The 25,787-nt window shown below is 66.9% G+C and carries 24 protein-coding genes and 1 pseudogene; 14 read left to right on the top strand and 11 right to left on the bottom strand.

Annotated elements, in window-relative coordinates:
* Nucleotides 1-52 precede the first annotated feature (52 nt).
* From SB786_RS13220 to SB786_RS13210, 3 genes are all read left to right on the top strand, one after another.
* A complete protein-coding gene (locus tag SB786_RS13220) occupies nucleotides 53-1,264 on the top strand; it encodes a benzoate/H(+) symporter BenE family transporter (RefSeq protein ID WP_410727858.1) in 1,212 nt (403 codons plus the stop codon).
* Between the two features lie 168 nt (nucleotides 1,265-1,432).
* Nucleotides 1,433-2,386 carry a transaldolase gene (gene tal / locus SB786_RS13215; RefSeq protein WP_410727857.1) on the top strand — a complete coding sequence of 318 codons (954 nt, stop codon included), beginning with the start codon at nucleotides 1,433-1,435 and terminating at the stop codon, nucleotides 2,384-2,386.
* Nucleotides 2,387-2,632: 246 nt separating this feature from the next.
* Nucleotides 2,633-3,088, top strand: a complete 456-nt coding sequence (locus SB786_RS13210) for a VOC family protein (RefSeq protein ID WP_410727856.1) — start codon at nucleotides 2,633-2,635, stop codon at nucleotides 3,086-3,088.
* A 69-nt stretch (nucleotides 3,089-3,157) separates the two neighbouring features.
* Here SB786_RS13210 and mctP read toward each other — a convergent pair whose 3' ends face one another.
* From mctP to SB786_RS13195, 3 genes are all read right to left on the bottom strand, one after another.
* Complete coding sequence (mctP, locus tag SB786_RS13205) at nucleotides 3,158-4,708, bottom strand: monocarboxylate uptake permease MctP (RefSeq protein ID WP_410727855.1); 1,551 nt, start codon at nucleotides 4,706-4,708, stop codon at nucleotides 3,158-3,160.
* Nucleotides 4,705-4,947, bottom strand: coding sequence for a DUF3311 domain-containing protein (locus SB786_RS13200; RefSeq protein WP_006761217.1), 243 nt, complete (start codon nucleotides 4,945-4,947; stop codon nucleotides 4,705-4,707). The genes mctP and SB786_RS13200 overlap by 4 nt, the downstream gene beginning before the upstream one ends.
* A 198-nt stretch (nucleotides 4,948-5,145) precedes the next feature.
* Nucleotides 5,146-6,063 carry a spermidine synthase gene (locus SB786_RS13195; RefSeq protein ID WP_410727854.1) on the bottom strand — a complete coding sequence of 306 codons (918 nt, stop codon included), beginning with the start codon at nucleotides 6,061-6,063 and terminating at the stop codon, nucleotides 5,146-5,148.
* Nucleotides 6,064-6,280: 217 nt separating this feature from the next.
* Here SB786_RS13195 and SB786_RS13190 point away from each other — a divergent pair, with 217 nt between their 5' ends.
* Nucleotides 6,281-6,535 carry a hypothetical protein gene (locus tag SB786_RS13190; RefSeq protein ID WP_410727853.1) on the top strand — a complete coding sequence of 85 codons (255 nt, stop codon included), beginning with the start codon at nucleotides 6,281-6,283 and terminating at the stop codon, nucleotides 6,533-6,535.
* Nucleotides 6,536-6,664: 129 nt separating this feature from the next.
* Here SB786_RS13190 and SB786_RS13185 read toward each other — a convergent pair.
* Nucleotides 6,665-6,877: pseudogene (locus SB786_RS13185) on the bottom strand (DNA-deoxyinosine glycosylase); the annotation flags it as partial.
* A 98-nt stretch (nucleotides 6,878-6,975) separates the two neighbouring features.
* Here SB786_RS13185 and SB786_RS13180 point away from each other — a divergent pair.
* Both SB786_RS13180 and SB786_RS13175 read left to right on the top strand, forming a co-directional pair.
* Nucleotides 6,976-7,569, top strand: coding sequence for a nucleotidyltransferase domain-containing protein (locus SB786_RS13180; protein WP_410727851.1), 594 nt, complete (start codon nucleotides 6,976-6,978; stop codon nucleotides 7,567-7,569).
* Nucleotides 7,562-7,981 (top strand): hypothetical protein, encoded by a 420-nt coding sequence (locus SB786_RS13175; RefSeq protein ID WP_410727850.1) that lies wholly within the window; start codon nucleotides 7,562-7,564, stop codon nucleotides 7,979-7,981. Before SB786_RS13180 ends, SB786_RS13175 begins: the two co-directional genes overlap by 8 nt.
* A gap of 35 nt (nucleotides 7,982-8,016) precedes the next feature.
* Here the strand turns inward: SB786_RS13175 and SB786_RS13170 are convergent, their stop codons facing one another.
* The 4 genes from SB786_RS13170 to SB786_RS13155 all read right to left on the bottom strand — a co-directional run bounded on the left by SB786_RS13170 (nucleotide 8,017) and on the right by SB786_RS13155 (nucleotide 12,597).
* A complete protein-coding gene (locus tag SB786_RS13170) occupies nucleotides 8,017-8,493 on the bottom strand; it encodes a DNA-deoxyinosine glycosylase (RefSeq protein WP_410727849.1) in 477 nt (158 codons plus the stop codon).
* Nucleotides 8,493-9,074, bottom strand: coding sequence for a chorismate--pyruvate lyase family protein (locus SB786_RS13165; RefSeq protein WP_410727937.1), 582 nt, complete (start codon nucleotides 9,072-9,074; stop codon nucleotides 8,493-8,495). Before SB786_RS13165 ends, SB786_RS13170 begins: the two co-directional genes overlap by 1 nt.
* A gap of 8 nt (nucleotides 9,075-9,082) precedes the next feature.
* Entirely contained in the window at nucleotides 9,083-10,981 is a 1,899-nt protein-coding gene (htpG, locus tag SB786_RS13160) for a molecular chaperone HtpG (protein ID WP_410727848.1), read from the bottom strand.
* Between the two features lie 155 nt (nucleotides 10,982-11,136).
* Nucleotides 11,137-12,597 (bottom strand): PLP-dependent aminotransferase family protein, encoded by a 1,461-nt coding sequence (locus SB786_RS13155; protein WP_166724888.1) that lies wholly within the window; start codon nucleotides 12,595-12,597, stop codon nucleotides 11,137-11,139.
* A 216-nt stretch (nucleotides 12,598-12,813) separates the two neighbouring features.
* On the opposite strand from SB786_RS13155, the gene SB786_RS13150 reads away from it, so the two are divergent.
* The 7 genes from SB786_RS13150 to SB786_RS13120 all read left to right on the top strand — a co-directional run bounded on the left by SB786_RS13150 (nucleotide 12,814) and on the right by SB786_RS13120 (nucleotide 21,206).
* Complete coding sequence (locus SB786_RS13150) at nucleotides 12,814-13,506, top strand: VOC family protein (protein ID WP_410727847.1); 693 nt, start codon at nucleotides 12,814-12,816, stop codon at nucleotides 13,504-13,506.
* A gap of 66 nt (nucleotides 13,507-13,572) precedes the next feature.
* Nucleotides 13,573-14,481: a DMT family transporter gene (locus SB786_RS13145; protein ID WP_410727846.1), complete on the top strand. Its 909-nt coding sequence runs from the start codon at nucleotides 13,573-13,575 to the stop codon at nucleotides 14,479-14,481.
* Between the two features lie 151 nt (nucleotides 14,482-14,632).
* On the top strand, nucleotides 14,633-15,814 hold the full coding sequence (locus SB786_RS13140) for a PLP-dependent aminotransferase family protein (protein ID WP_006752872.1): 1,182 nt from the start codon (nucleotides 14,633-14,635) through the stop codon (nucleotides 15,812-15,814).
* 44 nt (nucleotides 15,815-15,858) lie between these two features.
* A complete protein-coding gene (locus SB786_RS13135; protein WP_410727844.1) occupies nucleotides 15,859-16,317 on the top strand; it encodes a RidA family protein in 459 nt (152 codons plus the stop codon).
* 22 nt (nucleotides 16,318-16,339) lie between these two features.
* Nucleotides 16,340-17,221, top strand: a complete 882-nt coding sequence (locus SB786_RS13130) for a PhzF family phenazine biosynthesis protein (protein WP_410727843.1) — start codon at nucleotides 16,340-16,342, stop codon at nucleotides 17,219-17,221.
* 227 nt (nucleotides 17,222-17,448) lie between these two features.
* The gene (locus SB786_RS13125) at nucleotides 17,449-19,788 is read left to right on the top strand and encodes an EAL domain-containing protein (RefSeq protein ID WP_410727842.1); all 2,340 of its coding nucleotides are present in this window, start codon (nucleotides 17,449-17,451) and stop codon (nucleotides 19,786-19,788) included.
* A 209-nt stretch (nucleotides 19,789-19,997) separates the two neighbouring features.
* The gene (locus SB786_RS13120; RefSeq protein ID WP_410727841.1) at nucleotides 19,998-21,206 is read left to right on the top strand and encodes a chromate transporter; all 1,209 of its coding nucleotides are present in this window, start codon (nucleotides 19,998-20,000) and stop codon (nucleotides 21,204-21,206) included.
* A 33-nt stretch (nucleotides 21,207-21,239) separates the two neighbouring features.
* On the opposite strand, the gene SB786_RS13115 is transcribed toward SB786_RS13120, so the two are convergent.
* A complete protein-coding gene (locus SB786_RS13115) occupies nucleotides 21,240-21,686 on the bottom strand; it encodes a multidrug/biocide efflux PACE transporter (RefSeq protein ID WP_410727839.1) in 447 nt (148 codons plus the stop codon).
* A gap of 113 nt (nucleotides 21,687-21,799) precedes the next feature.
* Here SB786_RS13115 and SB786_RS13110 point away from each other — a divergent pair, with 113 nt between their 5' ends.
* Nucleotides 21,800-22,684, top strand: a complete 885-nt coding sequence (locus SB786_RS13110) for a LysR family transcriptional regulator (RefSeq protein WP_410727838.1) — start codon at nucleotides 21,800-21,802, stop codon at nucleotides 22,682-22,684.
* Nucleotides 22,685-22,739: 55 nt separating this feature from the next.
* On the opposite strand, the gene SB786_RS13105 is transcribed toward SB786_RS13110, so the two are convergent.
* Both SB786_RS13105 and parC read right to left on the bottom strand, forming a co-directional pair.
* Nucleotides 22,740-23,198 (bottom strand): CopD family protein, encoded by a 459-nt coding sequence (locus SB786_RS13105; RefSeq protein ID WP_410727836.1) that lies wholly within the window; start codon nucleotides 23,196-23,198, stop codon nucleotides 22,740-22,742.
* A gap of 244 nt (nucleotides 23,199-23,442) precedes the next feature.
* A complete protein-coding gene (gene parC / locus SB786_RS13100; RefSeq protein WP_410727834.1) occupies nucleotides 23,443-25,764 on the bottom strand; it encodes a DNA topoisomerase IV subunit A in 2,322 nt (773 codons plus the stop codon).
* Between the last annotated feature and the right edge of the window lie 23 nt (nucleotides 25,765-25,787).

Raw genomic sequence — 25,787 nt, 5'->3', positions numbered from 1 at the left:
CCCAACCTGCAACACGAAGGCCGCGTCCGAGCGGCCCTCCCCCGGAGATAGCATGAATCCTTCGCCCACCGCGAGCGCAGCCCGCGCCGGCGGCCGCCGCTTTTTCACCGATACGTCCGTCTCCGCGCTCGTCGCCGGCTTCGTCGCGATGATGACGGGCTACACGAGCTCGCTCGTGCTGATGTTCCAGGCCGGTCGCGCCGCGCACCTGAGCGACGCGCAGATCTCGTCGTGGATCTGGGCGCTGTCGATCGGCATGGCGCTGACGACGATCGGGCTGTCGCTGCGCTTTCGCGCGCCCGTCGTGGTCGCCTGGTCGACGCCCGGCGCAGCGCTCTTGATCGCGTCGCTGCCCGGCGTGCCGTATCCCGAGGCGATCGGCGCGTTCGTCGTGTGCGCGCTGCTGCTGACCGCGGTCGGCGTGAGCGGGCTGTTCGACACGCTGATGCGGCGCATTCCGGCCGGGATCGCGGCCGCGTTGCTCGCGGGCATCCTGTTCGAGATCGGCATCGAGATCTTCCGGGCCGCGCAGTTCCAGACCGCGCTCGTGCTCGCGATGTTCTTCACGTACCTGATCGTCAAGCGGCTCGCGCCGCGCTACGCGATCGTCACGACGCTGATCGTCGGCACCGCGGTGGCCGGCGGCCTCGGCCTGCTCGACTTCAGCCGCTTCCACATCGCGCTCGCGCAGCCCGTGTTCACGATGCCCGCGTTCTCGCTCGCTTCGATCGTCAGCATCGGCGTTCCGCTGTTCGTCGTCGCGATGGCGTCGCAGAACGTGCCGGGCATCGCGGTGCTGCGCGCGGACGGCTACTCGACCCCTTCGTCGCCGCTGATCGCGACCACCGGCCTCGCGTCGCTGCTGCTCGCGCCGTTCGGCTCGCACGGCGTGAACCTCGCGGCGATCACCGCGGCGATCTGCACCGGCCCCGAAGCGCACGAGGAGCACGCGAAGCGCTACACGGCCGCCGTGTGGTGCGGCACGTTCTACCTGATCGCCGGCATCTTCGGCGCGACGATCGCCGCGCTGTTCGCCGCGCTGCCGAAGGCGCTCGTCGTGTCGGTCGCCGCGCTCGCGCTGTTCGGCTCGATCATGAGCGGCCTCGCGAACGCGATGCAGGACGTGAAGCAGCGCGAGGCCGCGCTCGTCACGTTCATGGTCACCGCGTCGGGACTCACGCTGCTGTCGATCGGCTCGGCGTTCTGGGGGCTCGTCGCGGGGATCGTCACGCAGGTGATCCTGAACGCGCGGCGCCCCGCGTAGCGCCGCCCGCCGCAGGCCCGCCCTGCAAACGGCACGCCAAAACGTGCGCGACGCGAATCGGGCCTAAAATGATGAATCGGAGGCGGCGCCCGGCGCCGCTTCGCTTCGCCGCCGCGCTCGCGCGGCCCGTGAGAACCTCGGCGCCCCGCGCCCTCCTCCCGAATCGCCATGACTACCGCACTCGACCAGCTGAAGCAGTACACGACCGTCGTCGCCGACACGGGCGATTTCCAGCAGCTCGCGCAATACAAGCCGCGGGACGCCACCACGAACCCGTCGCTGATCCTGAAGGCCGTCCAGAAGGACGCGTACAAGCCGATCCTCGAGAAAACCGTCCGCGATCACCGCGACGAACCCGCCGAATTCATCATCGACCGCCTGCTGATCGCATTCGGCACCGAGATCCTGAAGCTGATCCCGGGCCGCGTGTCGACCGAGGTCGACGCGCGCCTGTCGTTCGACACGCCCCGCTCGATCGACAAGGGCCGCGAACTCATCAAGCTGTACGAAGACGCCGGCATCGGCCGCGAGCGCATCCTGATCAAGCTCGCGTCGACGTGGGAAGGCATTCGCGCGGCCGAAGTGCTGCAGAAGGAAGGGATCAAGTGCAACATGACCCTGCTTTTCTCGCTCGTGCAGGCCGCCGCGAGCGCGGAAGCCGGTGCGCAGCTGATCTCGCCGTTCGTCGGCCGTATCTATGACTGGTACAAGAAGCAGGCCGGCGCCGACTGGGACGAAGCGAAGAACGGCGGCGCCAACGATCCGGGCGTGCAGTCGGTGCGCCGCATCTACACGTACTACAAGACGTTCGGCTACAACACCGAAGTGATGGGCGCGAGCTTCCGCACGACGAGCCAGATCACCGAGCTCGCGGGCTGCGACCTGCTGACGATCAGCCCCGACTTGCTGCAGAAGCTGCAGGACAGCAACGACACGGTCGAGCGCAAGCTGTCGCCGGACGCGCTGCACGACCAGCCGACCGAGCGCGTCGCGATCGACGAGGCCTCGTTCCGCTTCCAGCTGAACGACGAAGCGATGGCGACGGAAAAGCTGTCCGAAGGCATCCGCGTATTCGCCGCCGACGCGGTGAAGCTCGAAAAGCTGATCGACTCGCTGCGCTGATCCGCAGCGCGCACGGCTGCTGTCAGTTGAACTGTCAGCAACGCTGACAACAGCCGTCAGCACGCGCTGCGAACGGCCGCGAACCTCGTGTTCGCGGCCGTTTTTATTTTTCATTCCATCGTCAAGCGCGCGCACTACAATCCACGTCACGAGTGCGCCGGCCGCATCCCGACGCGCTCTTCCCGGTCAATCTTCGGACTACCCGGGCCGGCCCCGACACGCCAGCCCGGTCAACAGGAGACAACGATGCAAGTCCAACCGTACCTGACGTTCTACGGCCGCGCGGAAGAAGCCCTTCAGTTCTACGAAAAGGCGCTCGGCGCGAAGACAATGTTCAAGATGCATTTCAAGGATGCGCCGCCCAATCCCGATTACCCGATGACGCCCGACATGGCCGACAAGGTGATGCATGCGAGCTTCACGATCGGCGACTCGATGATCATGTGCTCGGACGGCGACTGCAGCCAGCCGGGCGGCGGCATGCACGCCGGCTATTCGCTGTCGCTGAACCCGGCGACGGTCGAGGAAGGCCAGAAGCTGTTCAATGCGCTCGCCGATGGTGGCGAAGTGACGATGCCGTTCGGCAAGACGTTCTGGGCGCTCGGCTTCGGGATGGCGAAGGATCGTTTCGGCGTGCACTGGATGGTCAACGTCGAGGACCTGTCGCAGCGCGAGGATCTCGCGAAACGCGCGCAGGGCTGACGCCAGCGAAAACGCCCGCCACTTCGCAGTGACGGGCGTCGTTGTCGCGGCGCGGCCGCGCCGCCCGTATCAGCCCTCGACGACGTCGAGATAATCCTCCGGCCGCGTGCGATCCTCCGCGTGCGTCATGCCCATCACGCGCACCAGCACGCTCACCGCCACCGACACCACCAGGTTCACGATCAGCGACCACACGGCCGCGTAGCCGGGGATCGCGAGGCCGAACAGGTGGATCGTGAAGATCGAACTCGCCAGCTTCAGCGAGACCGCCATCCACGTGCCGCACACGATGCCCGCCGCCCAGCCGGCCAGCAGGCCGCGATGGTCGAGCACACGCGTGTACAGGCCGAGCACGATCGCCGGCAACGTCTGGATGATCCAGATCCCGCCGAGCAGCTGCAGCTGGATCGCATACGTCAGCGGCAAGCCGAGGATGAACGCGACCGCGCCGACCTTCACGATCAGCGACACGAGCTTCGCGACGTGCGTCTCCTGCTGGTGCGTCATGTTGCGGTTCACGAACTCGCGGTGGATGTTGCGCGTGTACAGGTTCGCGGCCGCGATCGACATGATCGCCGCCGGCACCAGCGCGCCGATGCCGATCGCCGCGAACGCGACGCCGACGAACCACGACGGGAAATACTCGAGGAACAGCGCGGGCACCGCGAAGTTCGGGCCGAACGCCTTGAAGTACGGCGCGTACTGCGGCATGTCCTTCACGCCCGCCGCGAGCGCCATGTAGCCGAGCAGCGCGAGCAGGCCGAGCACGAACGAGTATGCGGGCAGCATCGCCATGTTGCGGCGGATCGAGTTGCCCGACGACGACGACAGGATCGCCGTGACCGAGTGCGGATACAGGAACAGCGCGAGCGCGGAACCGATCGCGAGTGTCGCGTACGCGCTGTAGCCGTTCAGGCTCATCGCGTCGGGCGCCTTCAGCAGCAGCTTGGCCGGCGGCACCGACGCGAAGATGTGCCCGAAGCCGCCGAGCTTCGCGGGAATCACGATGACCGCTGCGGCGATCGTGATATAGATCAGGACGTCCTTCACGATCGCGATCATCGCGGGCGCGCGCAGCCCCGACGTGTACGTGTACGCGGCGAGGATCGCGAACGCGATGATGAGCGGCAGGTCGCCGACGAAGCCGGTCGTGTCGAAACCCAGCGCGCCGATCACGACTTCGATGCCGACGAGCTGCAGCGCGATGTACGGCATCGTCGCGAGGATGCCCGTCACCGCGATCGCGAGCGCGAGCATCCGGCTGCCGTAGCGTGCGTTCACGAAGTCGGCGGCCGTCACGTAGCCGTGGCGCTTCGCGATGCTCCACAGCTTCGGGAACACGACGAACGCGAACGGATAGATCAGGATCGTATAGGGCAGCGCGAAGAAGCCCATCGCACCGGCGCCGAACACCAGCGCGGGCACCGCGACGAACGTATAGGCCGTGTAGAGGTCGCCGCCGAGCAGGAACCACGTGACGATCGTGCCGAAGCGGCGTCCGCCGAGGCCCCATTCGTCGAGATGGGCGAGATCGCCGCGCCGCCAGTTCGCGGCCAGGAAACCGATGATCGTGACGCCGATGAACAGCAGCACGAAGACGAAGGTTGCGCCGAGGTTCATTGCGCACCTCCCTGCGGGCCGCCCGCCTTCCACGCGTTCTTTGTCTTGAAATAGACGAACGCGGTAATCACCGCGCTAATGAAGACCCACAGCAGCTGGTACCAGTAGAAAAACGGAAAGCCGAACCATTGCGGTTCGATCTTGCTGTACGACGGTACCCACACCATCGCGATCAGCGGCAGCACCAGCAGCCAGAGCCAGCGCTTGGCGGCCCGATTGGCGTCGGCATCGTGAGCCATGACGTCTCCTCTTGTTTCCCGGTTATCGATCTTGTTGAGCGGGTACGGCGCCGGGAGGAGCGGCGAAACGGGTGGGCTGCGGCTCCCCTGGCTTCGCGCCAGTATAGGAGCCGCGGGCACGCGGTCAAGCAGGGGCGAACCCGAGGTGATCCGCCCCCAGTCGCGCGGTTGCACCGGCATGCGGGCGGTGCATGAGCGTCAGATCGCGAACGAGGATTCGCGTGCGCCGGTCGTTTCTTTCAAAGCTTTCACCCACTTGCGCGCGGGCAGCTTCAGCGTGTCCTCGATCAGCTTCGCGCGTGCTTCCAGCTGCGCGAACGACACGTCGAGCACGGGGCCCGAGAACGCGATCGCGATCCGGTTGCCGTCGTGCACTTCCGGCAGCGCGATCACGCGATGGTCGAACGCCGCGTTCAGGTGCTTCATGTTGCGCACGAAGCTCGGATGGTCGCCGAACAGGTTGATCGTCGCGATGCCCGCGCGGGCCAGGCAGCCGCGCACCGCGCGGTAGAACGCGACGCTGTCGAGCACCGGGCCGCGCGCGGTCGCGTCGTACAGGTCGATCTGCAGCGCGCCCGTCGTGCCGCGGTTGGCCGGATCGTTGACGAAATCCCATGCGTCGGCTTCGTGCACGACGAGACGTTCGTCGTCGGGCGGCAGCGCGAACATCGTGCGCGCCGCGACGATCACGGCCGGATTCAGTTCGACGGCCTCGACCTTCGCGTGCGGCAGGAAGCGGTGCGAGAACTTGGTCAGCGCGCCGGTGCCGAGCCCGAGCTGGACGATCCGTTCGGGCGTTTCGAGGAACAGCAGCCACGCCATCATCTGCTGCGCGTATTCGAGCTCGATGTGCAGCGGCTTCGAGATCCGCATCGCACCCTGCACCCATTCGGTGCCGAAGTGCAGGAAGCGCACGCCGCGCTCTTCCGAGAACGTGACGGGCGCGAAGCGCGGCTTGCGCGGCGCTTCGAGCACGGGCACGTCGTCGTGTTCGTCGATTTCCGGGCGGCGCTTCATGCGCGGCGGCTGAAGCTTGTCGGAGCCGTTGTAGGCGGACGCCTTGCGTTGCTTGAACGCGCGCGCCTCGGCGGACGCGCGCTTGATGAGTCGGGACATGTTTGAATCTCGCTGGGTGATGCTGGGTGATGCCGGATGAGCGGACGAGAGGATAGCATTGGTGGGAGTTGGCCGGCCGCCAGCCAAGTGCACGACGGGTCGCACGGCCATTCGGTCGGCCTGCATGCGCTGCGGCACGCGGGACATGCCGAACGGTGACGATCCTTGGAGTTCGCCGTCCGCGAGAAAACGACTACCACTGACGACAGGGAATCCTATGACCTCGAACGACAAAACGATCTGGTTTCCGGCCAAGCGCTACGGATGGGGATGGGGTTTGCCGGTCGCGTGGCAGGGCTGGGTCGTGTTGTTGCTGTTCGCGATCGGGATCGTCGTCACCGCATGGCTTTTGCCGCCGACACGATCGCCGCTTGCGTACGGCGCCTGCATCGTGGTGTTGGTCGCGCTGCTGACTGCCGTTTGCTGGCTCAAGGGCGAGAAGCCCCGCTGGAGATGGGGCAAGGACGAGTGATCATCGGGCGCGCCGCGCAAACGTCCACGCTGATCTTCATCACGGCGCGCACATGCATGCTGCGCTCGATAACGCCCCGCCAACGACTTTGCAGCGCTGGCGTGAGCGCTGTCGCCAGCGCTTGGACGCTCAGCGAGCAATGTGACGCCACTGCTCCAGCTTCTGCTCGAACGACAGCATCGCATTCGCCGGGCTCGACGAAGGCAGCACCAGCGTTTCATACCCGGCCTGCCCGATCACGTCGGCAAAGCGCCCCGCCGTCTTCCCGTTGAAACATACCTTCTTCAGCAACGGCGCATGCTCGCGCAACGACGCAAAGTCGTTCGGCTTCGCATTCGCGATATCCCTGCGATCCAGATCCGCCGAAACGGTCGCCCATCGAGCTAAAATTTGGCTCGATCGTGCTAAATTTTGGCTCGATCGTGCTATTCTCACGGCTTATGACAAAGCTCGGCGACGCCCTCTTTTCCAGCGCACAGCAACCCATTTTGGCCTGCCTGTTTGGGCAGCCCGAACAGTGGTTTCACATCAAAGAGTTGATCCGGCTCACCAGTCTCGGTAGTGCCAGCGTCCAGCGTGAACTGAATCGTCTCGAAAAAGGTGGCCTCATCGAAACCAGACGCATCGCCAATCTCAAACAGGTGCGAGCGTTCGCCGGCAGCCCCATTTTCAGCGAGCTGCGTCTCATCATCCTCAAAACCTTCGGGGTCGTCGAGGTGCTCCGTGAAGCGCTGTCACCGCTGACCTCAGAGATACAACTCGCCTTTGTATACGGTTCGGTTGCCCAAGGCAGCGACCACGCCGGTAGCGACGTCGATGTTATGTTGGTCAGTGAGACGCTCAGCTATGGACAAATCATGGCCGCACTCGAATCGGCTGAAAGACAGCTCGGCCGCTCGGTCCAGATCACACAATACACTCACGAGGAATTTCTCGAACGGAAACGCAAAAGTCATCCGTTCCTCGCGGAAGTGCTGCGCCAACCGAAGCTGATGATTATAGGAACCGAGGACGACATTGACCGCATTGGATAACCTCGTACGCATCGGAAAACTCAAACCCCTTCCGGCGAACCGCGGCGAATTCGAGCATCTGCTCGGCCTCGCTCGAACCTTGCTCGATACCGTCACAAGCAGTAACGGAATGGCAACGGAGAGCCAGTTCATCCTCGCCTACGATGCCGCTCACGCCGCGTCACGCGCTGCGTTACGGGCTCACGGATACCGGAGCGACGACCGATATCTGGTCTTTCAGTGTCTCGAACACACGATCGGCTGGCCGACCGAAAAATGGCGCGTGCTCGATACCTGCCATCGCAGGCGCAACGCGGCCGAATACGAGGGCAACATAGATCTTCCGGCCAGTCTGACCGCCGAGTTGGTTCGGCTCACTGCTGAACTCATTGAAACCGTATCTCTACTCGACCACCTGCTGCCGTCCAACTGATACTGCTTCGCGGGATACTCTGAATCCAACGAGTTTCAGGGACGAATCCCGCGCCACTGCTCCAGCTTCTGCTCGAACGACAGCATCGCATTCGCCGGGCTCGACGAAGGCAGCACCAGCGTCTCATACCCGGCCTGGCCGATCACGTCGGCAAAGCGCCCCGCCGTCTTCCCGTTGAAACACACCTTCTTCAGCAACGGCGCATGCTCGCGCAACGACGCAAAATCGTTCGGCTTCGCATTCCGGATCGCAGAATCGAGACTGCCTTGCCGATGGCATGCATCGAGGACATCCCAGATGCCGATGCCGTGCAAAAGCACGCGTTCGAGCCGCGCGTCGTACGCAAGCTCGTGCAGCCCACGCTCGCCGAGCACCGCACCGAGCAACCGCCAGAACTGATTGCGCGGATGCGCGTAGTACTGCGCGGCATCGAGCGACGCCTCGCCCGGAAAGCTGCCGAGAATCATCGTGTGCGTGTTCGGCCCGACGACCGGCGGAAAACCTTGCAGCATCACGCGGCCCCGCGCGGCCCGTCGCCATGCGCATCGAGATGGCGCCACAGCGCGGGCAGCATGCACTCGGTGACCATCAACGGCTTGCCGTGCCGCTGGAACACCGAACGCCGCGCGACGAACGCGTGCGGCGCCCGCGTACCCTGCAACGCATGGCTTGCGAGCGCATACAGCGGATGACCGGCGATCACGCGCCGGCTGACGAGCGCCGAGCGCTCGACCTGCGGATCGCTGTACAGCAGCTCCGCGAGCGGCCGCGTGCGCAAGCGCCGCATCGCTTGCCATACACCCTTGCTGGCCGCGAGCGGCGCGATGCTGTGCGCGGCGACGTACGGCGTGCCGTCGACCGACAGGATCACCTCGCGCACCCACATCGGCGCGCGCGGCGCACTGTCGAGCGCGGCGGGCTCGTCGAACCACGGACAGTCGACCGCCTCGCGCGTCACGCGCACGCTCACGCTGCCGAGCCGCGCGAGATGCGCGGTCAGCGACCCGCCGCGCGTCAGCCAGTCGCGCTGGTCGAGCGTGCAGCCGGGCCGGGGCGTTGCGCGCCAGCCCGCCTGTGCGCCGTCGAATCGAATCCGCTTGCTCACGCAGCGCGCGACAGCAGCAGCGCGTTGGTTCGCTTCACGAAGCTCGCCGGATCGTCGAGCATCCCGCCTTCGGCCAGCAATGCCTGGTCGAACAGCAGATGGCACCAGTCGCCGAAATTGGCGCTCTCGGCGTTCAGCTGCTTCACGAGCGCGTGCTCCGGGTTGATCTCGAGGATCGGCTGCATCGCCGGCGCGGTCTGACCGGCCGCCTTCAGCATCCGCTGGAGATAGCCGCTCATGTCGTTGTCGTCCGCGACGAGGCACGACGGCGAATCGGTCAGGCGGAACGTGACGCGCACTTCCTTCACCTTGTCGCCGAGCGCTTCCTTCATCTTCTCGACGACCGGCTTGATCGCCTCGCCCGCCTGCTCCTGCGCCTTCTTTTCCTCGTCGTTCAGCTCGCCGAGGTCGAGATCGCCGCGGGCGACGCTCGCGAGCGGCTTGCCGTCGAATTCATGCAGGAACGACAGCATCCACTCGTCGACGCGATCGGTCAGCAGCAGCACCTCGACGCCCTTCTTGCGGAACACTTCCAGATGCGGGCTGTGCTTCGCGGCCTGCCACGTATCGGCGGTCACGTAGTAGATCTTGCTCTGCTCCGGCTTCATGCGCGCCACGTAGTCGGCGAGCGACACGTCCTGCGCGTCGGTGTCGCCGTGCGTCGATGCGAAGCGCAGCAGCTTCGCGATGCGCTCGCGGTTCGCGTGATCCTCGCCGAGGCCTTCCTTCAGCACCTGGCCGAACGCGCTCCAGAACGTCTTGTACTTCTCCTTGCCGGCATCCTCTTCCGCGTTCGCGAGTTCCTCGAGCATCGATAGCGCGCGCTTCGTCACGCCTTCGCGGATCGCCTTCACGTCGCGGCTTTCCTGCAGGATTTCACGCGACACGTTCAGCGGCAGGTCGGCCGAATCGACGACGCCCTTCACGAAGCGCAGGTATTGCGGCAGCAGCTGCTCGGCGTCGTCCATGATGAACACGCGCTTCACGTACAGCTTCAGGCCGCCGCGGTAGTCGCGGTTCCACAGATCGAACGGCGCGTGCGCCGGCACGAACAGCAGCTGCGTGTATTCGCTGCGGCCCTCGACGCGGTTGTGCGTCCACGTGAGCGGATCCTGGTGGTCGTGCGCGATGTGCTGGTAGAACTGCGTGTATTGCTCGTCGGTGACGTCGCTCTTCGAACGCGTCCACAGCGCGCTCGCCTGGTTGACGGTCTCGTCCTCGTCCTTCAGGACCATCTCGCCCTTTTCCTGATCCCACTCTTCCTTCTGCATCAGGATCGGCAGCGCGATGTGATCGGAATACTTCTGGATGATCGACTTCAGGCGGTGCGACGACAGCAGCTCGTCCTCGCCTTCGCGCAGGTGCAGCGTGATCGTCGTGCCGCGCTGCGCGCGCTCGATCGCGTCGATCGTGAAATCGCCCTCGCCCGCGCTTTCCCAGCGCACGGCTTCGTTCGCCGGCAGGCCGGCGCGGCGCGTTTCGACGGTGATCTTGTCAGCGACGATGAAGCCCGAGTAGAAGCCGACGCCGAACTGGCCGATCAGCGCCGCGTCCTTCTGCTGGTCACCGGACAGCTTCGTGAAGAATTCCTTGGTGCCCGAGCGCGCGATCGTGCCGAGGTTCGCGATCGCCTCGTCGCGGCTCATGCCGATGCCGTTGTCGTCGATCGTGATCGTGCGTGCGGCCTTGTCGAAGCCGATGCGGATGCGCAGGTTCGGATCGCTCTCGTACAGCGCGTTGTCCGCGAGTGCTTCGAAACGCAGCTTGTCGGCCGCGTCGGACGCGTTCGACACCAGTTCGCGCAGGAAAATTTCCTTGTTGCTGTAGAGCGAATGAATCATCAGGTGGAGGAGTTGCTTGACCTCTGCCTGAAAGCTCATCGTTTCGTGTGCCATGGATGCTGTTTCCTCTTACTTGAACTTGAATGGTGTGACGCGGGCGCCCGGCGCGCGATGCCGGAGGGCCCGTCAAGGACGACCGCCTGGCGCAAGCGGTTTGCGCGGGTATCTGGTGCCGGGCGGGCGGATTTCAAGGGGCGGTGTGGCGCCCGTCACGACGCGCGCCGCGCCGCCGACTCGATATAGCGCGCGAGAAAGCCCGGCAGCGCCGGATCGCCGCAGTTCGCGACGTTGAAGCGCGTCCACGTCGACGACGACTGCTGCGGCGAGAACAGGCTGCCCGGCGTCAACAGGAATCCTTCCTCGTGCGCGGCGGCCGCGAGCGCGTCCGAATCGACGCCCGTGTCGGCCCACAGGAACATCCCGGCTGCCGGCATCGTGAACAGCCGCAGCCCGGTGCGCTCGAGCATCCGCGCGGTCTTGTCGCGCACGCCGTCGAGTCGCGCGCGCAGGCGCTCGACGTGGCGCCGGTAATGCCCTTCGGTCAGAATCTTGTAGAGCACGCGCTCGTTGAGCTCCGGCGTCGTCATCCCGACCAGCATCTTCTGGTCGGTGATCGCCTTCGCGATCTCCGGCGCGCACGCGACATAGCCGACCCGCAAATTCGCCGCGAGCGTCTTCGAGTAGCTGCCGAGGTAGATCACGCGCTTCAACTGGTCGAGGCTCGCGAGTCGCGTCGCCGGATAGCTCGGCGGACACAGGTCGCCGTAAACGTCGTCCTCGACGACGAGAAAGTCGTACGCCTCGGCGAGCTTCAGGATCCGGAACGCCTGCGCGGCCGACAGCGACGTGCCGGTCGGGTTCTGCAGCACCGAATTGATCACGAGCATCTTCGGCCGCCACATCTGCACGAGCGTTTCCAGCGCGTCGAGATCGGGACCGTCGGGCGTATACGGCATGCCGACGAGCTGCGCGCCCTGCGACGCGAAGCGGCCGAACATCTGGAACCACGCCGGATCGCCGACGATGACCGCGTCGCCCGGCTGCACGTAGATGCGCGAGATCAGGTCGATCGCCTGCGTGATGCCCGACACCATCACGAGTTGCTCGGGCTTCGCGCCGATCTCGACTTCCGCGAGCCGCGTCTGCAGTTGCTGGCGCAGCGGCAGAAAACCCTGCGGCGTGCCGAAACCGAGCATCTGCGCGCCGGACTGGCGCCCGAGCGCGCGCAGCGAGCCGGTGATCAGCTCGCCATCGAGCCAGCGGCCCGGCAGGTAGCCGAGACCCGGCCCCTTTTCCGGGCTGGCGGTGTGCAGCATGTTGCGCAGCAGCCAGACGACGTCGATCGTGTTGTGCACGGGCGCGGCCTCCGCCACGCGCGCCACGTTGTCGACCGGCTGCGGGCCGACGGCCGTGCGCTCGCGCACGTAGAAACCGGAGCCGCGCCGCGAATCGAGATACCCCTGCGCGACGAGCCGCTCGTATGCCTCGACGACGGTGAAACGCGACACGCTCTTGTCGAGCGCGAGCTTGCGGATCGACGGCATGCGCATGCCGGGCCGGAACACGCGCTCGTCGATGCGGCGCCGCGCCCACTGGACAAGCTGGTCGACGAGCGTGAGCGTGGCCGTATCATGCGGCGCGGGAATCTGGGCGAGAGGAACGGTGGACACGGGCGGCAACTCCAACTGTACCGAAGGCTATCGCGCCGATTGTACCGTTACTGTGCCGGTGCCGACGATTACAGTTGACCTCAAATGGCGACGTGCGACCGTCGTTCCGGCCCGGCCGCGCGCGGGGCCGCACCGCGCGGCGCAGCCCGGCCCGGGCACCGGCCGGTCGCCCTTCCGTCCGCCCACCATGACACTTTCGCTTCCCGACCGACGTTCATGCCAGCCCGCTCCCTGACCCTCGACCATCTCGTGATCGCCGCGCGCACGCTCGACGACGGCGTGCGCCACGTCACCGACGCGCTCGGCATCGAACCGGCCAGCGGCGGCCGGCATCCGCTGATGCGCACCCATAACGCGCTGTTCGGCGCGTGGGGCGGGCTGTACCTCGAGGTGATCGCGATCGATCCCGACGCACCGGCCACCGGCGACGACGCCACGCCGCCGCGCGCGCGGCTGTTCGGCCTCGACGATCCGGCGATGCACGCACGGCTCGCGCAGGGCCCGTTCCTCGCGCACTGGGTCGCGCGCGTCGACCGCCCGCGCCAGCTCGCGCTGTGGCAGCGCCAGTACCCGGCGCGCATCGCGCCGGTCGTCGCGATGCGGCGCGGCGACCTGAGCTGGGGCCTCACGGTGCCCGACGACGGCGCGTTCCCCGCGTGGCAAGGCGCCGGCGACGGCCTCGTGCCGTCGCTGATCCAGTGGGACAGCCCGCGTCATCCGGCCGAATCGCTGCCGGACAACGGCGTCGCGCTGAAGTCGCTCAAGGGCGTCCACCCGCGTGCGGACACGATTCGCGAGCAGCTCGACTGGCTCGGCGCCGGCCATCTGCTCGACGTCGAAACCGGCGACGGGCCGCCCGCGCTCGTCGCGGAATTCGACACGCCGCAAGGCGCCCGCACGCTGCGCTGACGGCATGGCCGCCCCTTCGATTACACGAACCCAGCAAAAACCCAGCAATCCGGAGACACCCAGTACATGAATTCGCGCGAAACCCGGGGCATGCTGCTCGGCCTCATCGGCGTGATCATCTTCAGCCTGACGCTGCCGATGACGCGTATCGTCGTCTCCGAGCTCAATCCGCTGCTCAACGGGCTCGGCCGCGCGCTCGCCGCGTCGGTGCCGGCCGGCCTGTTGCTGTGGTGGCGCCGCGAACGGCTGCCGACGCGCGCGCAGCTGAAAAGCCTTGCCGTGGTGTCGGCCGGCGTGATCATCGCGTATCCGGTGTTCTCCGCGTGGGCGATGAAAACCGTGCCCGCGTCGCACGGCGCGGTCGTCAACGGCCTGCAGCCGCTGTTCGTCGCGCTGTACGCGGCGTGGCTGTCGCACGAGCGCCCGTCGAAGGCGTTCTGGGTCAGCGCGCTGGCGGGCAGCGCGCTCGTGATCGCGTTCGCGCTGCGCGACGGCGGCGGCACCGTGCAGGCGGGCGACGCGCTGATGCTCGTCGCGGTCGGCATCGGCGCGCTCGGCTATGCGGAAGGCGCGCGCCTCGCGCGCCAGATCGGCGGCTGGCAGGTGATCTGCTGGGCGCTCGTCGTGTCCGCGCCGTTCCTCGTGCTGCCGGTCGGCTGGCTCGCGTGGACGCAGCACGTCGCGCATCTGGCCCCGCTTGCGCCGCGCACGTGGCTCGCGTTCGGCTACGTGACCCTTTTTTCGCAATTCATCGGCTTTTTCGCGTGGTACGCGGGGCTCGCGATGGGCGGCACCGCGCGCGTCGGCCAGGTGCAGTTGCTGCAGATCTTCTTCACGATCGCCTTCTCCGCGCTGCTGTTCGGCGAAACGGTGACGCCGTCCACCTGGCTGTTCGCGGCCGCCGTGATCGCGACCGTGATGCTCGGCCGGCGCTCGGCCGTGGCCACGGCCCCGCGTCCCGCTCGCGCCGGTTGATGAGGTGCGCCATAATGTCCGTTTTGCCAGAACGGTTTTGCCCACCCGGCCGCGACGGCACGACCGCGCTCCCGCATGCCCACCCGGCCGCGTCGACGCGCTCTGCCTGATCGACCTTTCTTGACTGACCCGATATCCGAACGAGGAGACTATGAATCCGACCGACCTGCATCCGCCGCACTGGCAGCTTTCCGAACGCGCCCGCAAGCTGACGAGCTCTGCGATTCGCGAGATCCTGAAGGTCACGGAACGCCCCGAGGTCATCTCGTTCGCAGGCGGCCTGCCGGCTCCGGCGACGTTCCCGGCCGAACGCATGCGCGCCGCGGCCGATCGCGTGCTGCGCGATGCGCCCGCCGCCGCACTCCAGTACAGCGCGACCGAAGGCTACCTGCCGCTGCGCGAATGGATCGCCGAGCGCTACAGCGTGCGCGTGTCGCAGGTGCTGATCACGACCGGCTCGCAGCAGGCGCTCGACCTGCTCGGCAAGGCGCTGATCGATCCGAACAGCCCGATCCTCGTCGAAACGCCGACCTACCTCGGCGCGCTGCAATCGTTCTCGCTGTACGAGCCGCGCTACGTGCAGGTGCCGACCGACGAGCAGGGCCTGCTGCCCGAAGGCCTCACGCCCGAGCTGACCCAAGGCGCGCGCCTGCTGTACGCGCAGCCGAACTTCCAGAACCCGACCGGCCGCCGCCTGCCCGTCGAGCGCCGCCGCGCGCTCGCCGCGTTCGCGCAGTCGAGCCCGTTCCCGGTGCTGGAAGACGACCCGTACGGCGCGCTGAACTACCAGGGCGAGCCGCTGCCGACGATGCTGTCGATGGCGCCGGACCACATCGTGCACCTCGGCACGTTCTCGAAGGTGCTCGCGCCGGGCCTGCGGATCGGCTACATCATTGCCCCCGAAGAACTCCACTTCAAGCTCGTGCAGGCCAAGCAGGCCACCGACCTGCACACGCCGACGCTCACGCAGCGCATCGCGCACGAAGTGATCAAGGACGGCTTCCTCGACGAGCACATCCCGACGATCCGCCAGCTGTACGGCGCGCAATGCGAAGCGATGCTCGCGTCGCTCGCACGCCACATGCCGGAAGGCGTCACGTGGAACCGTCCGGAAGGCGGGATGTTCATCTGGGTAAACCTGCCCGCGCAGATCGACAGCATGAAGCTGCTCGCCGCGGCCGTGGACAACCACGTCGCCTTCGTGCCGGGCGCGCCGTTCTTCGCGGACGATGCTCAACAGAACACGCTGCGCCTGTCGTTCGTGACGGTGCCGCCCGAAAAGATCGAGGAAGGCGTCGCGCGGCTCGGCAAGCTGCTGCGCGAGCGCCTCTGACCCCCGCTTTTTCCTGTCACGACTCTCTACGAGGAATCGAACGCATGGCTAACGTCTACGACAAACTGAAGTCGCTCGGCATCGAGCTGCCGAGCGCCGGCGCACCGGCCGCCGCCTACGTGATGAGCGCGCAAAGCGGCAACACGGTCTACCTGTCGGGCCACATCGCGAAAAAGGACGGCAAGGTCTGGGCCGGCAAGCTCGGCGCGGATCTGCAGACGGAAGACGGCAAGGCGGCCGCGCGCTCGATCGCGATCGACCTGCTCGCGACGCTGCACGCGCACACCGGCGACCTGAACAAGGTCACGCGCATCGTGAAGCTGATGAGCCTCGTCAACTCGACGCTCGACTTCACCGAACAGCACGTCGTCACGAACGGTGCGTCGGAACTGATCGCGGAAGTGTTCGGCGATGCGGGCAAGCACGCACGTTCGGCGTTCGGCGTCGCGCAGATTCCGCTCGGCGCATGCGTCGAGATCGAGCTGATCGCCGAAGTCGCGTAACGCGCGTCACGCAATCGTCACGATGACCAGCCGCCGCGTCCGGTTCAAGCAGGTCGACGTCTTCACGTCGGTGCCGTTCAAGGGCAACCCGCTCGCGGTCGTGTTCGACGCCGATTCCCTCGGCGACGACGACATGCTCGCGATCGCCCGCTGGACGAACCTGTCGGAAACGACGTTCGTGTGCACGCCGACCGATCCGCAGGCCGATTACCGCGTCCGGATCTTCACGCCGGGCGGCGAACTGCCGTTCGCCGGCCACCCGACGCTCGGCACCGCGCATGCTTTCCTGGAAAGCGGCGCGCGACCGCGCACGTCGGGCGTGCTGATCCAGCAATGCGGCGTCGGCCGGGTCGAACTGCGCGAACAGGCCGACGGCTGGGCATTTGCCGCGCCGCCGGCTCGATTCACGCCGCTCGACCGGGCGGACTATCCGGTGCTGGCGGCCGCGTTGCGCAGCGATGCGATCGATCCGGAGGCCGAACCGTGCGCGGTCGACAACGGCGCACCGTGGCTCGTCGTGCGGCTCACGTCGGCCGACGCCTGCATCGGCCTCGCGCCCGATCCGGCCGCGCTCGCGGCCCTCACCCACCGCTACGGCGCGCACGGCCTCGCGGCCTATGCGCCCCACCCCGACGACGGCCCCGCCACGTTCGAAATCCGCTGCCTGATGACGGGGGACGGTTTCGGCACCGGCGAGGATCCCGCCACCGGCAGCGCGAACGCCGCGCTGGCCGAGCTGCTCAGCCGCCAGCAGCGCCGCCCCGGCACGTCGTATACGGCCCGCCAGGGCACGGCGATCGGCCGCGACGGCCGCATTGCCGTTCGCTATGACGACGACGGCACGATCTGGATCGGCGGCCACGTCGTGACGGTCGTGGACGGCACGTTCCAGATGCCCGCCTGACGTTTCGAGGTTTCGCCCGTGCGATGGCGCCGGCCCGGCCGGCGCCCTGCGGTTGCCCGGCTATCGCAAAAACGTTCCAGCCAGTAATATCGGGCCTAATCCGTCGCTTCGGCGGGTCTGTCCATGGTTGCGCATCCCGCGAACGAACAGACGCCGGGGCGCCCCAAAACCATAGCCGGCCATCCCGACGGGGATGGCGCAAGCGAGCAGGACGCCGCCCTTCTTCAATGAGCTCCGCCCGGTCCAACCACACGCCGCCGACCCGGCCGCTGCGCGCGCCGCGCAAATCGCGCCGGCGTGCACTGTTCGCGATCCCGCTGCTCGGGATGCTGGCGCTTGCGCTGCTGTGGGCGGTGATCATCGCGCGACTGTCGGTCGAAAAGGACAGCGCGTACAAGGAAGCGGCGGCATCCGCGGCGATCCTGTCGTCCGCGCTCGAGCAGCACACCGTCAAGGCGATCCACCAGGTCGACCAGATCACCCGCTTCGTCAAGTTCGAATTCGAGAAATCGCCCGCGCACTTCAACCTCGCGAGCGCGGTCGAAAAAGGCGTCGTGCCGAGCGACACGCTGATCCAGGTCTCGCTCGTGAACGCGAAGGGTATCCTGTTCGCGAACACAGCCGAAATCCATCCGCAGCCGATCAACCTGGCGGATCGCGAGCACTTCAAGGTCCATCTCGCGCACAACGACGACCGGCTGTACATCAGCAAGCCGGTGCTCGGCCGCGTGTCGAGCCACTGGACGCTGCAGATGACGCGGCGCCTGAACAACCCGGACGGCAGCTTCGCGGGCATCGTCGTGGTGTCGGAAGACCCGAGCTACTTCACGAACGACTTCTACAACAACGCGGCAATCGGCAAGGAAGGCGTGATCTCCGTGGTGTCCGATACGGGTGCCGTGCTCGCGCGGCGCACCGGCTCGCTCAGCAACGCACCGGGTGCGTTCTCCGCATCGGGCGTGTACCCGATCGCCGAGCGCGTGACGGGCACGATCATCGATCCGATCGATGGCGTGACGCGCATCGTGTCGTACCGTCACCTCGACGGCTACCCGCTCGCGGTGATGGTGGGGCTGTCGCAGACCGAGGAATTCGCGGACTACTACCACACGCGCAACGTCTACCTGCTGATGACGAGCTTCATCACGCTCGCGATGCTCGCGTTCTTCAGCGTCGCGACGGGGTTGATCGGCAAGCTGCTCGGGCGCGAGCGCGAGATGACCCAGCTCGCCGAATACGACCTGCTCACCGGCCTCGCGAACCGCTACGCGACGCTGCGCGGGCTGCGCAACGACGTGTCGATGCCGGCTAGCCTGTCCCGGCTCGGCCTGCTGTTCATCGACCTCGACAACTTCAAGACCGTCAACGACACGCTCGGCCACAACGCCGGCGACATCGTGCTGCAGATGACCGCGTCGCGCCTGTCGGATGCGGTCGGCGACGAAGGGTCGCTCGCGCGGATCGGCGGCGACGAGTTCGTGGTCGTGATGAAGGGCGACGACGTCGAACGGCGCGCGGTGCGGCTCGCGGAGGCGATCATCCGGATGTTCGGCGAGCCGTTCGACGTGCGCGGCAGCTCGTTCGTGCTGCACGCCAGCATCGGCATCGCGCTGCACAGCGTCGCGAACGAAAGCGAGATCGACTTGCTGAAGAAAGCCGACCTCGCGATGTACAGCGCGAAGGACGCCGGCAAGAACTGCTACCAGTTCTACGCGCCGCACCTGTCGCACCGCGCGGACCACCTGATGCGCTGGGAACAGCAGTTGCGCGTGGCGCTCACCGAAGGGCAGCTGTTCCTCGCATACCAGCCGAAGATCGATCTGACGCACCGTACGATCACCGGCTTCGAGGCGCTCGCGCGCTGGGACCACCCCGAGCACGGGATCATCTCCGCGAACGAATTCATTTCGATCGCCGAATCGACGGGCCTGATCGTGCCGATCGGCGACTTCGTGATCCGCACCGCGTGCGAACAGATCGCGCGCTGGCGCGACGACGGCCACGACACGCTGACGCTCGCGATCAACATCTCGCCGGTGCAGTTCTGGCGCGGCGACCTGATCGAGACGATTTCCCAGGCGCTGCAGGACACCGGCATCGACGCGAACCGGCTCGAGATCGAGATCACCGAGACCGCGATGATGGAATACCCGGAGCTCGTGTCCGAGAAGATCGTCGCGCTGAAGAAGCTCGGCATCCGGATCGCGCTCGACGATTTCGGCACCGGCTATTCGTCGCTGTCGTACCTGCACCGCTTCTCCGTCGACACGCTGAAGGTCGACCGCTCGTTCGTGCAGGCCATCCCGAACGATCGCAGCGTGTGCGTGATGGTCTCGTCGATCGTGCATCTCGCGCGCTCGCTCGGCCTGACGGTCGTCGTCGAGGGCACCGAGACCGAGGAGCAGATCGCGTGGCTGTCCGCGCTCGGCGAGATCGAGGCGCAGGGCTTCCTGTTCTCGCGCCCCGTGCCGGCCGACGCGATCCCCGCGCTGATCGCACGCTTCGGCGTGCGCGGCGCTCGGCCGAACGTCCTCACGCACCGCGCGACCGGCAGCACGGGCGCCTGAGCCCGCGACACGTGCGGCACCTCGTGCGGCACCTGTTGCGCGGCACACCGATTGTTTCGGCTTCCGATCCGATTGTTTAGTCCATTAACTAGCGTTTTCGCGCATGGCAGTGTCACGATGCGCGGCGGACAATCGGGAGGGCCATCGTGTTGGCGGGCCGCCGGCACGTTTTCAAGCGCGAGACCAGGCCCTGCGCCAACAGCATAGTCATGACAACCGTCGAAGTCGAAGCGGCCGAACGTGTCGAACAGGCACAGGCCTCCCTATGGACCTTGTTCAAGGTCATCGCCGGCATTTCCGCCGTGTCGTGGGGCGGGCTGTCGATGATGGCGCAACTCGAACGCCACTACGTCGACCGGTTGCAGCGCATCGAAGCGCACGTGTTCGCCGATTTCATCGCCCTCGCATGGCTCGTGCCCGGCCCCGTCGGCTGCAATGTCGCGGTGCAGGTCGGCCAGACGCTGCACGGCCGCGTCGGCGCGTGGATCGCCGGCATCGCGAGCGTGCTGCCGTTCTTCGTGCTGATGACGCTGTTCGCGATCTTCTACCGCACGCCGATCGTGCGCTCGCTCGCCGCGCCGATGCTGATCAATCACTTCGGGATGGTGCTCGCCGCGCTGATCGGCGTCACGTGGATCAAGCAGTTGCGTACGCTCGCACGCACGCGGCTCGAACAGTCGATTGCCGCGCTATCGACGATTCTGCTCGCTTTCGCGCATAGTCCGGCGGCCTTCGTCGGGATTCTTTTCGCCGCGTTCGCAGCCGGCTGGCTGACCGGGCCGCCGCAAGACGACGCGGTCGACTTCACGCTGTCCAGGCGCGACCGCAATCTGCTCGTGTTGCTCGCCGTCCTCGTCGCGCTGTTCGCGCTGCCGCTGTCCGGCGACTACCAGATGACGCTGCTGTGGCCGCGGCTCGCCGGCGCCGGGATGACGCTGTTCGGCGGCGGCTTCTCCGCGCTGCCCGTGCTCAAGACGCTGTTCGTGTCGCCGGCGACCGGCATCTCCGATCACGACTTCACGCTCGCGTTCGCGCTGTCGCCCGTGTCGCCCGGCCCGCTGCTGAACGTCGTGCCGTTTCTCGGCTACCTGACCGACGGCTGGACCGGCGCGCTGCTCGCGACCGCCGCGCTGTTCATTCCGTCGGGATGTCTCGTCGTGTTCGCGCAGAACCATCTGTTCCGGTTCAAGCGCCACTCGCGCTTCGAGCACGGGATGCGCCTGATGCGCGCGGCGACGACGGGCTTTCTCGTCGTCGCCGTCGTGAAGATCCTGCATCGCGAGCCGGCCGATCCCGTCTATTGGCTCACGGGCGCCTTTGCAATGCTGTGCTTCGCGCGCTTCAAGGTGCCCGTGTATGCCGTCTACGGTGCGGTCGCGATCGCGTGCGGCGCATGGCTGTGGGCCGTCGCGCATTGACGGCAGGCTGCAATCGCCGCCACCGCCTGCCGCTCAGCCTGCCTGCACCGCGACGCGGCGTGCGACCCGGCGCGCCCACAGCGCGTCGTATGCGAGGTTGAAGCAGAACGTGTAAGGCAGGAAGAACAGCACGATGCCGAGGTCGAGCAGCAGCGCCTCGACGAGGCTCACATTCAGCCACCACGCGGCGACCGGCACCACCAACGCGACGAGGCCCAGCTCGAACGCGACCGCATGCGCGATCCGCATCCCGAGCGTGCGCGTGAGGCCGGCCCGCCGCTCGAAACGGTCGAACAGCGTGTTGAACGTCATGTTCCAGGCCATCGCGATCAGCGACACCATCACCGTCAGCACGCCGACGTGCGAGACCGGCATGTCGAGCAGCCACGCACCGATCGGCGCGCACAGCGCGATCGCCACCAGCTCGAACGTCAGCGCGTGAACGAGGCGTTCCGTCACCGTTTTGTTCATCTGTTTCATGATTCTCTCCGATTCGTTTGTTCAGCTCATGTCGGCTATTCTGATCGGCACAACCGTATGAATCCAGTTTGATATCATCGGTTTTACCGATATAACGCCGTGAGGTCCACCGCATGCGCCACGCACCCGAAGCCCTCCTCGCCTTCGCCGAAGCCGCGCTGCTCGGCTCGTTCACAGCCGCCGCGCGCAAGCTGGGCAAGCGCCAGTCGACGGTGTCCGAAGCGATCGCGAACCTCGAGATCGATCTCGGCGTGCAGCTGTTCGACCGTTCGACGCGCACGCCGACGCTGACCGATGCCGGCCGCGCGCTGCTGCCGCAGGTGCAGCGCACGCTCGAAGCCGGCGCGGCGATCGACCGCACTGCCGCGCGGCTCGCGCAGGGCGAGGAAGCGCGGCTCACGCTCGTCGTGTCCGATACGTACCAGTCGAAGCGTTACGAGGAGACCTTGATGGCGCTCGAGCGGCGCTTTCCGGCGCTCGAGCTCGAATGCCAGATCGCCGAGCACGAGGACGTGCTCGACCTGATCCAGCAGGGCCGCGCCCAACTCGGGCTGATGGCCGCGCGCGCCGTCTATCCGCCCGATATCGGTGCGGCGACGGTGGCGGAGGAATCCGAGATCGGCCTGTTCGTCGGGCGCACGCATGCGCTGGCCACCTATGGCGACGCCGACGTGCCGCATGCGGCGCTGCGCGACGCGCGCGAGCTGCGCCTGAACACCTACGTGAAACCGGAGGATCGCGGCGCCGACGATCGGATCGTCGTCGGCACGCAGCGCTGGCTCGCGCCGAGCTATCTGATGCTGCTGGAGATGGCGGTGCTGGGGTTCGGCTGGGCCGAGCTGCCGCGCTGGATGGTCGAGCACTTCGCGCGCGACCGGCTGTGCGAGCTTCGCTCGCGCGGCTGGCCGCGCCGCGTGCGGGTCGATGCGGTCTGGTCGCGCAACCGGCCGCTCGGCCCGGCCGGCGCGTGGCTGCTCGACGCGATGCTGGCCGCGTAGCGGCGCGCGGCACCGCGCCGGCGGCGGGCGTCGAGCGGCGCCGCGAAATCGGAGGTCAGAAGCCGCGCGACAGCACCGCGGCGCCGATCGTCACGACGCCGAGCACGAGATTGACGATGACGAGCAGGCGCACCGCGTTCACCGCGCGCGCGCCATCGGGCCAGTTCTGCGCCTGCACGGCGCGGCGGATGCGCGGGAACAGCGCGAAGCGGATGTGGCCGAAGATCAGCATCATCACGACGCCCAGCCCCGCCATCGCATGCAGCGTCCACGTCGCGTGCGCGCCGCCGAATGACATCAGCAGGAACCCGCCGGACAGCAGGATCACGATCACCGAGCCCGACACCCAGTTGAAGAAGCGGCCGAACACGCTCTCGATCAGCGGCAGCCGGAGCTGCGGCGTCAAGTCGGACAGCGCCGGGCGCAGGCAGAAATTCGCGAAAACCATCCCGCCCACCCACACGGCGACGGCCAGCAGGTGAAGAAACAGCGCGACGGCAACAGCGTGGGACATGGCGGCAATCCTGATAGGGGTTGGGTGCAACGAACAGCCGCGTCATACGCGGTCTCGAGCGACGTTCGACCGGCGGACCGCCGCTCGGTTCGGACCCCGCGCGGCATTTCACACTATTTTGCAAGTTCCGCGTGACGCCGCCACTGTCGCTTACCTGAATACGACGCGCAAAAGAACAGGCCGCACGCCCGCCGAAGCGGAGGTGCGGCCTGCGTGCCGGTCGAACCGGCGAGCGAATGCGGCGTCAGCCGAGCAGCGGACGCAGTTCGCTGACGACCTTGAGCTTCGTCTCCGGCGCACGGCCCTTGCGTGCGCGCTTGCCGATGTGCGGCGCGAGCCCCGCGTACGACAGCGTTTCGTCCTGCGCCTTGCCGCCGCGACCGGTGCCGATCAGCACGACGCCGGCCGGGTCGATCGCGAGCGCCTGCACGAGCGTTTCCTTGTCGTCGAGCGCCATCAGGATCACGCCGCGGCCGCCGCCGGACAGCGTCTTCATCTCGTCCATCCCGAACACCAGCAGCCGGCCGCCGCTCGACAGGCACGCGACCTGCGTCGCGTTCGGCAGCACGGGCATCGGCGCGAGCGGCACCGCGCCCATATCGATGGTCATGAACGCCTTGCCGGCCTTCACGCGGCTCACCATGTCGCCGACCTTCGCGAGGAAGCCGAATCCGTTGCTCGACGCGAGCAGCAGTTGCTGGTCGACCGGCGCCGCGTAGTAGTGCATCAGGTGCGAGCCCGATTCGAGCTCGATCAGCGACGTCACCGGCACGCCGTCGCCGCGGCCGCCCGGCAGCACCGACACGTCGACCGAGTACACGCGCCCGCTGCTGCCCCACGCGATCAGCCGGTCGGGCGTGCGGCACTGGAACGCCGCGTACAGGTGGTCGCCGGCCTTGAACGTGAAGCCGGCCGGGTCGAGCCCGTGCCCCTTCAGCGCGCGCACCCAGCCCTTCTGCGACACGACGACCGTCACCGGCTCGTCGACCACCTTCGCCTCGAACGTCGCGCGCTTTTCCTGCTGGATCAGCGTGCGGCGATCGTCGCCGTACTGCTTCGCGTCGGTCTCGATCTCCTTGATCATCAGCCGCTTCATCGCGCTTTCGTTCGCGAGCAGTTCCTCGAGCTTCGCCTTCTCGTCGCGCAGCGCCTCGAGTTCCTTCTCGATCTTGATCTTCTCGAGCCGCGCGAGCTGACGCAGCCGGATTTCAAGGATGTCTTCCGCCTGGCGATCGGTGAGGCCGAACGCGCTCATCAGCGCGGCCTTCGGCTCGTCCGCCTCGCGGATGATGCGAATCACCTCGTCGATGTTCAGGAAGACGATCATCCGCCCTTCGAGGATGTGGATGCGGTCGTCGACCTTCGCGAGACGATGGCGGCACCGGCGCGTCATCGTCAGCTGGCGGAACTTCACCCATTCGTCGAGGATCGTCAGCAGCCCCTTCTGGCCCGGCCGGCCGTCGGCGCCGATCATCACGAGGTTCAGCGTCGCGTTCGACTCGAGGCTCGTGTACGCGAGCAGCGTGTTCACGAATTCCGTCTGGTCGATCGTGCGCGACTTCGGCTCGAACACGAGCCGCACCGCCGCTTCCTTGCCGGACTCGTCGCGCACCGCGTCGAGCAGGTCGAGCATCGCCTTCTTCGTGTTGAGCTGTTCGGGCGTGAGCGTCTTCTTGCCGAGCTTGAGCTTCGGGTTGGTCAGCTCCTCGATTTCCTCGAGCACCTTCTGGCCCGACGTGCTCGGCGGCAGCTCGGTGACGACGAGTTGCCACTGGCCGCGCGCGAGCTCCTCGATCTTCCAGCGCGCGCGCACCTTCAGGCTGCCGCGGCCGGTTTCATAGGCCGCCGCGATCTCGGTGTCGCTCGAGATGATCTGGCCGCCGCCCGGGAAGTCCGGGCCGGGGATCAGGTTCATCAGCTCGCCGTGCGTGAGCTTCGGATTGCGGATCAATGCGACCGCCGCCGCCGCGACCTCGCGCAGGTTGTGCGACGGGATTTCGGTGGCGAGGCCGACCGCGATGCCCGAGGCGCCGTTCAGCAGCACGAACGGCATGCGGCTCGGCAGCGTCTTCGGTTCCTCGAACGAGCCGTCGTAGTTCGGCATGAAGTCGACCGTGCCCTGGTCGATCTCGTCGAGCAGCAGCTTCGAGATCGGCGTGAGCCGCGCTTCGGTGTATCGCATCGCCGCCGCGCCGTCGCCGTCGCGCGAGCCGAAGTTGCCCTGCCCGTCGATCAGCGGATAGCGCAGCGAGAAATCCTGCGCGAGACGCACGAGCGCGTCGTATGCCGACTGGTCGCCATGCGGGTGATATTTACCGAGCACGTCGCCGACCACGCGCGCCGACTTCACCGGCTTCGCGTCGGGGCCGAGGCCCATTTCGTTCATCGCGAACAGGATCCGGCGCTGCACCGGCTTCTGGCCGTCGCACACGTCGGGCAGCGCGCGGCTCTTCACGACGCTGACCGCGTAGCTGAGGTACGCCTGCTCCGCGTAATTGCCGAGCGTCAGCGCTTCGGCGTCCGGTGCGTCGGACCCGGCGAAGAGATCGGAAGTATTGTCGTCCATCTGAATTCCGTATTCGTAAGTGG

The sequence above is a fragment of the Burkholderia sp. SIMBA_062 genome (assembly GCF_046534765.1).
GTDB classification, from domain to species: Bacteria; Pseudomonadota; Gammaproteobacteria; order Burkholderiales; family Burkholderiaceae; genus Burkholderia; species Burkholderia ambifaria.
The sequence above is the reverse complement of the archived record's forward strand: the minus strand, read 5'-3'. Positions and strand labels throughout refer to the sequence as shown.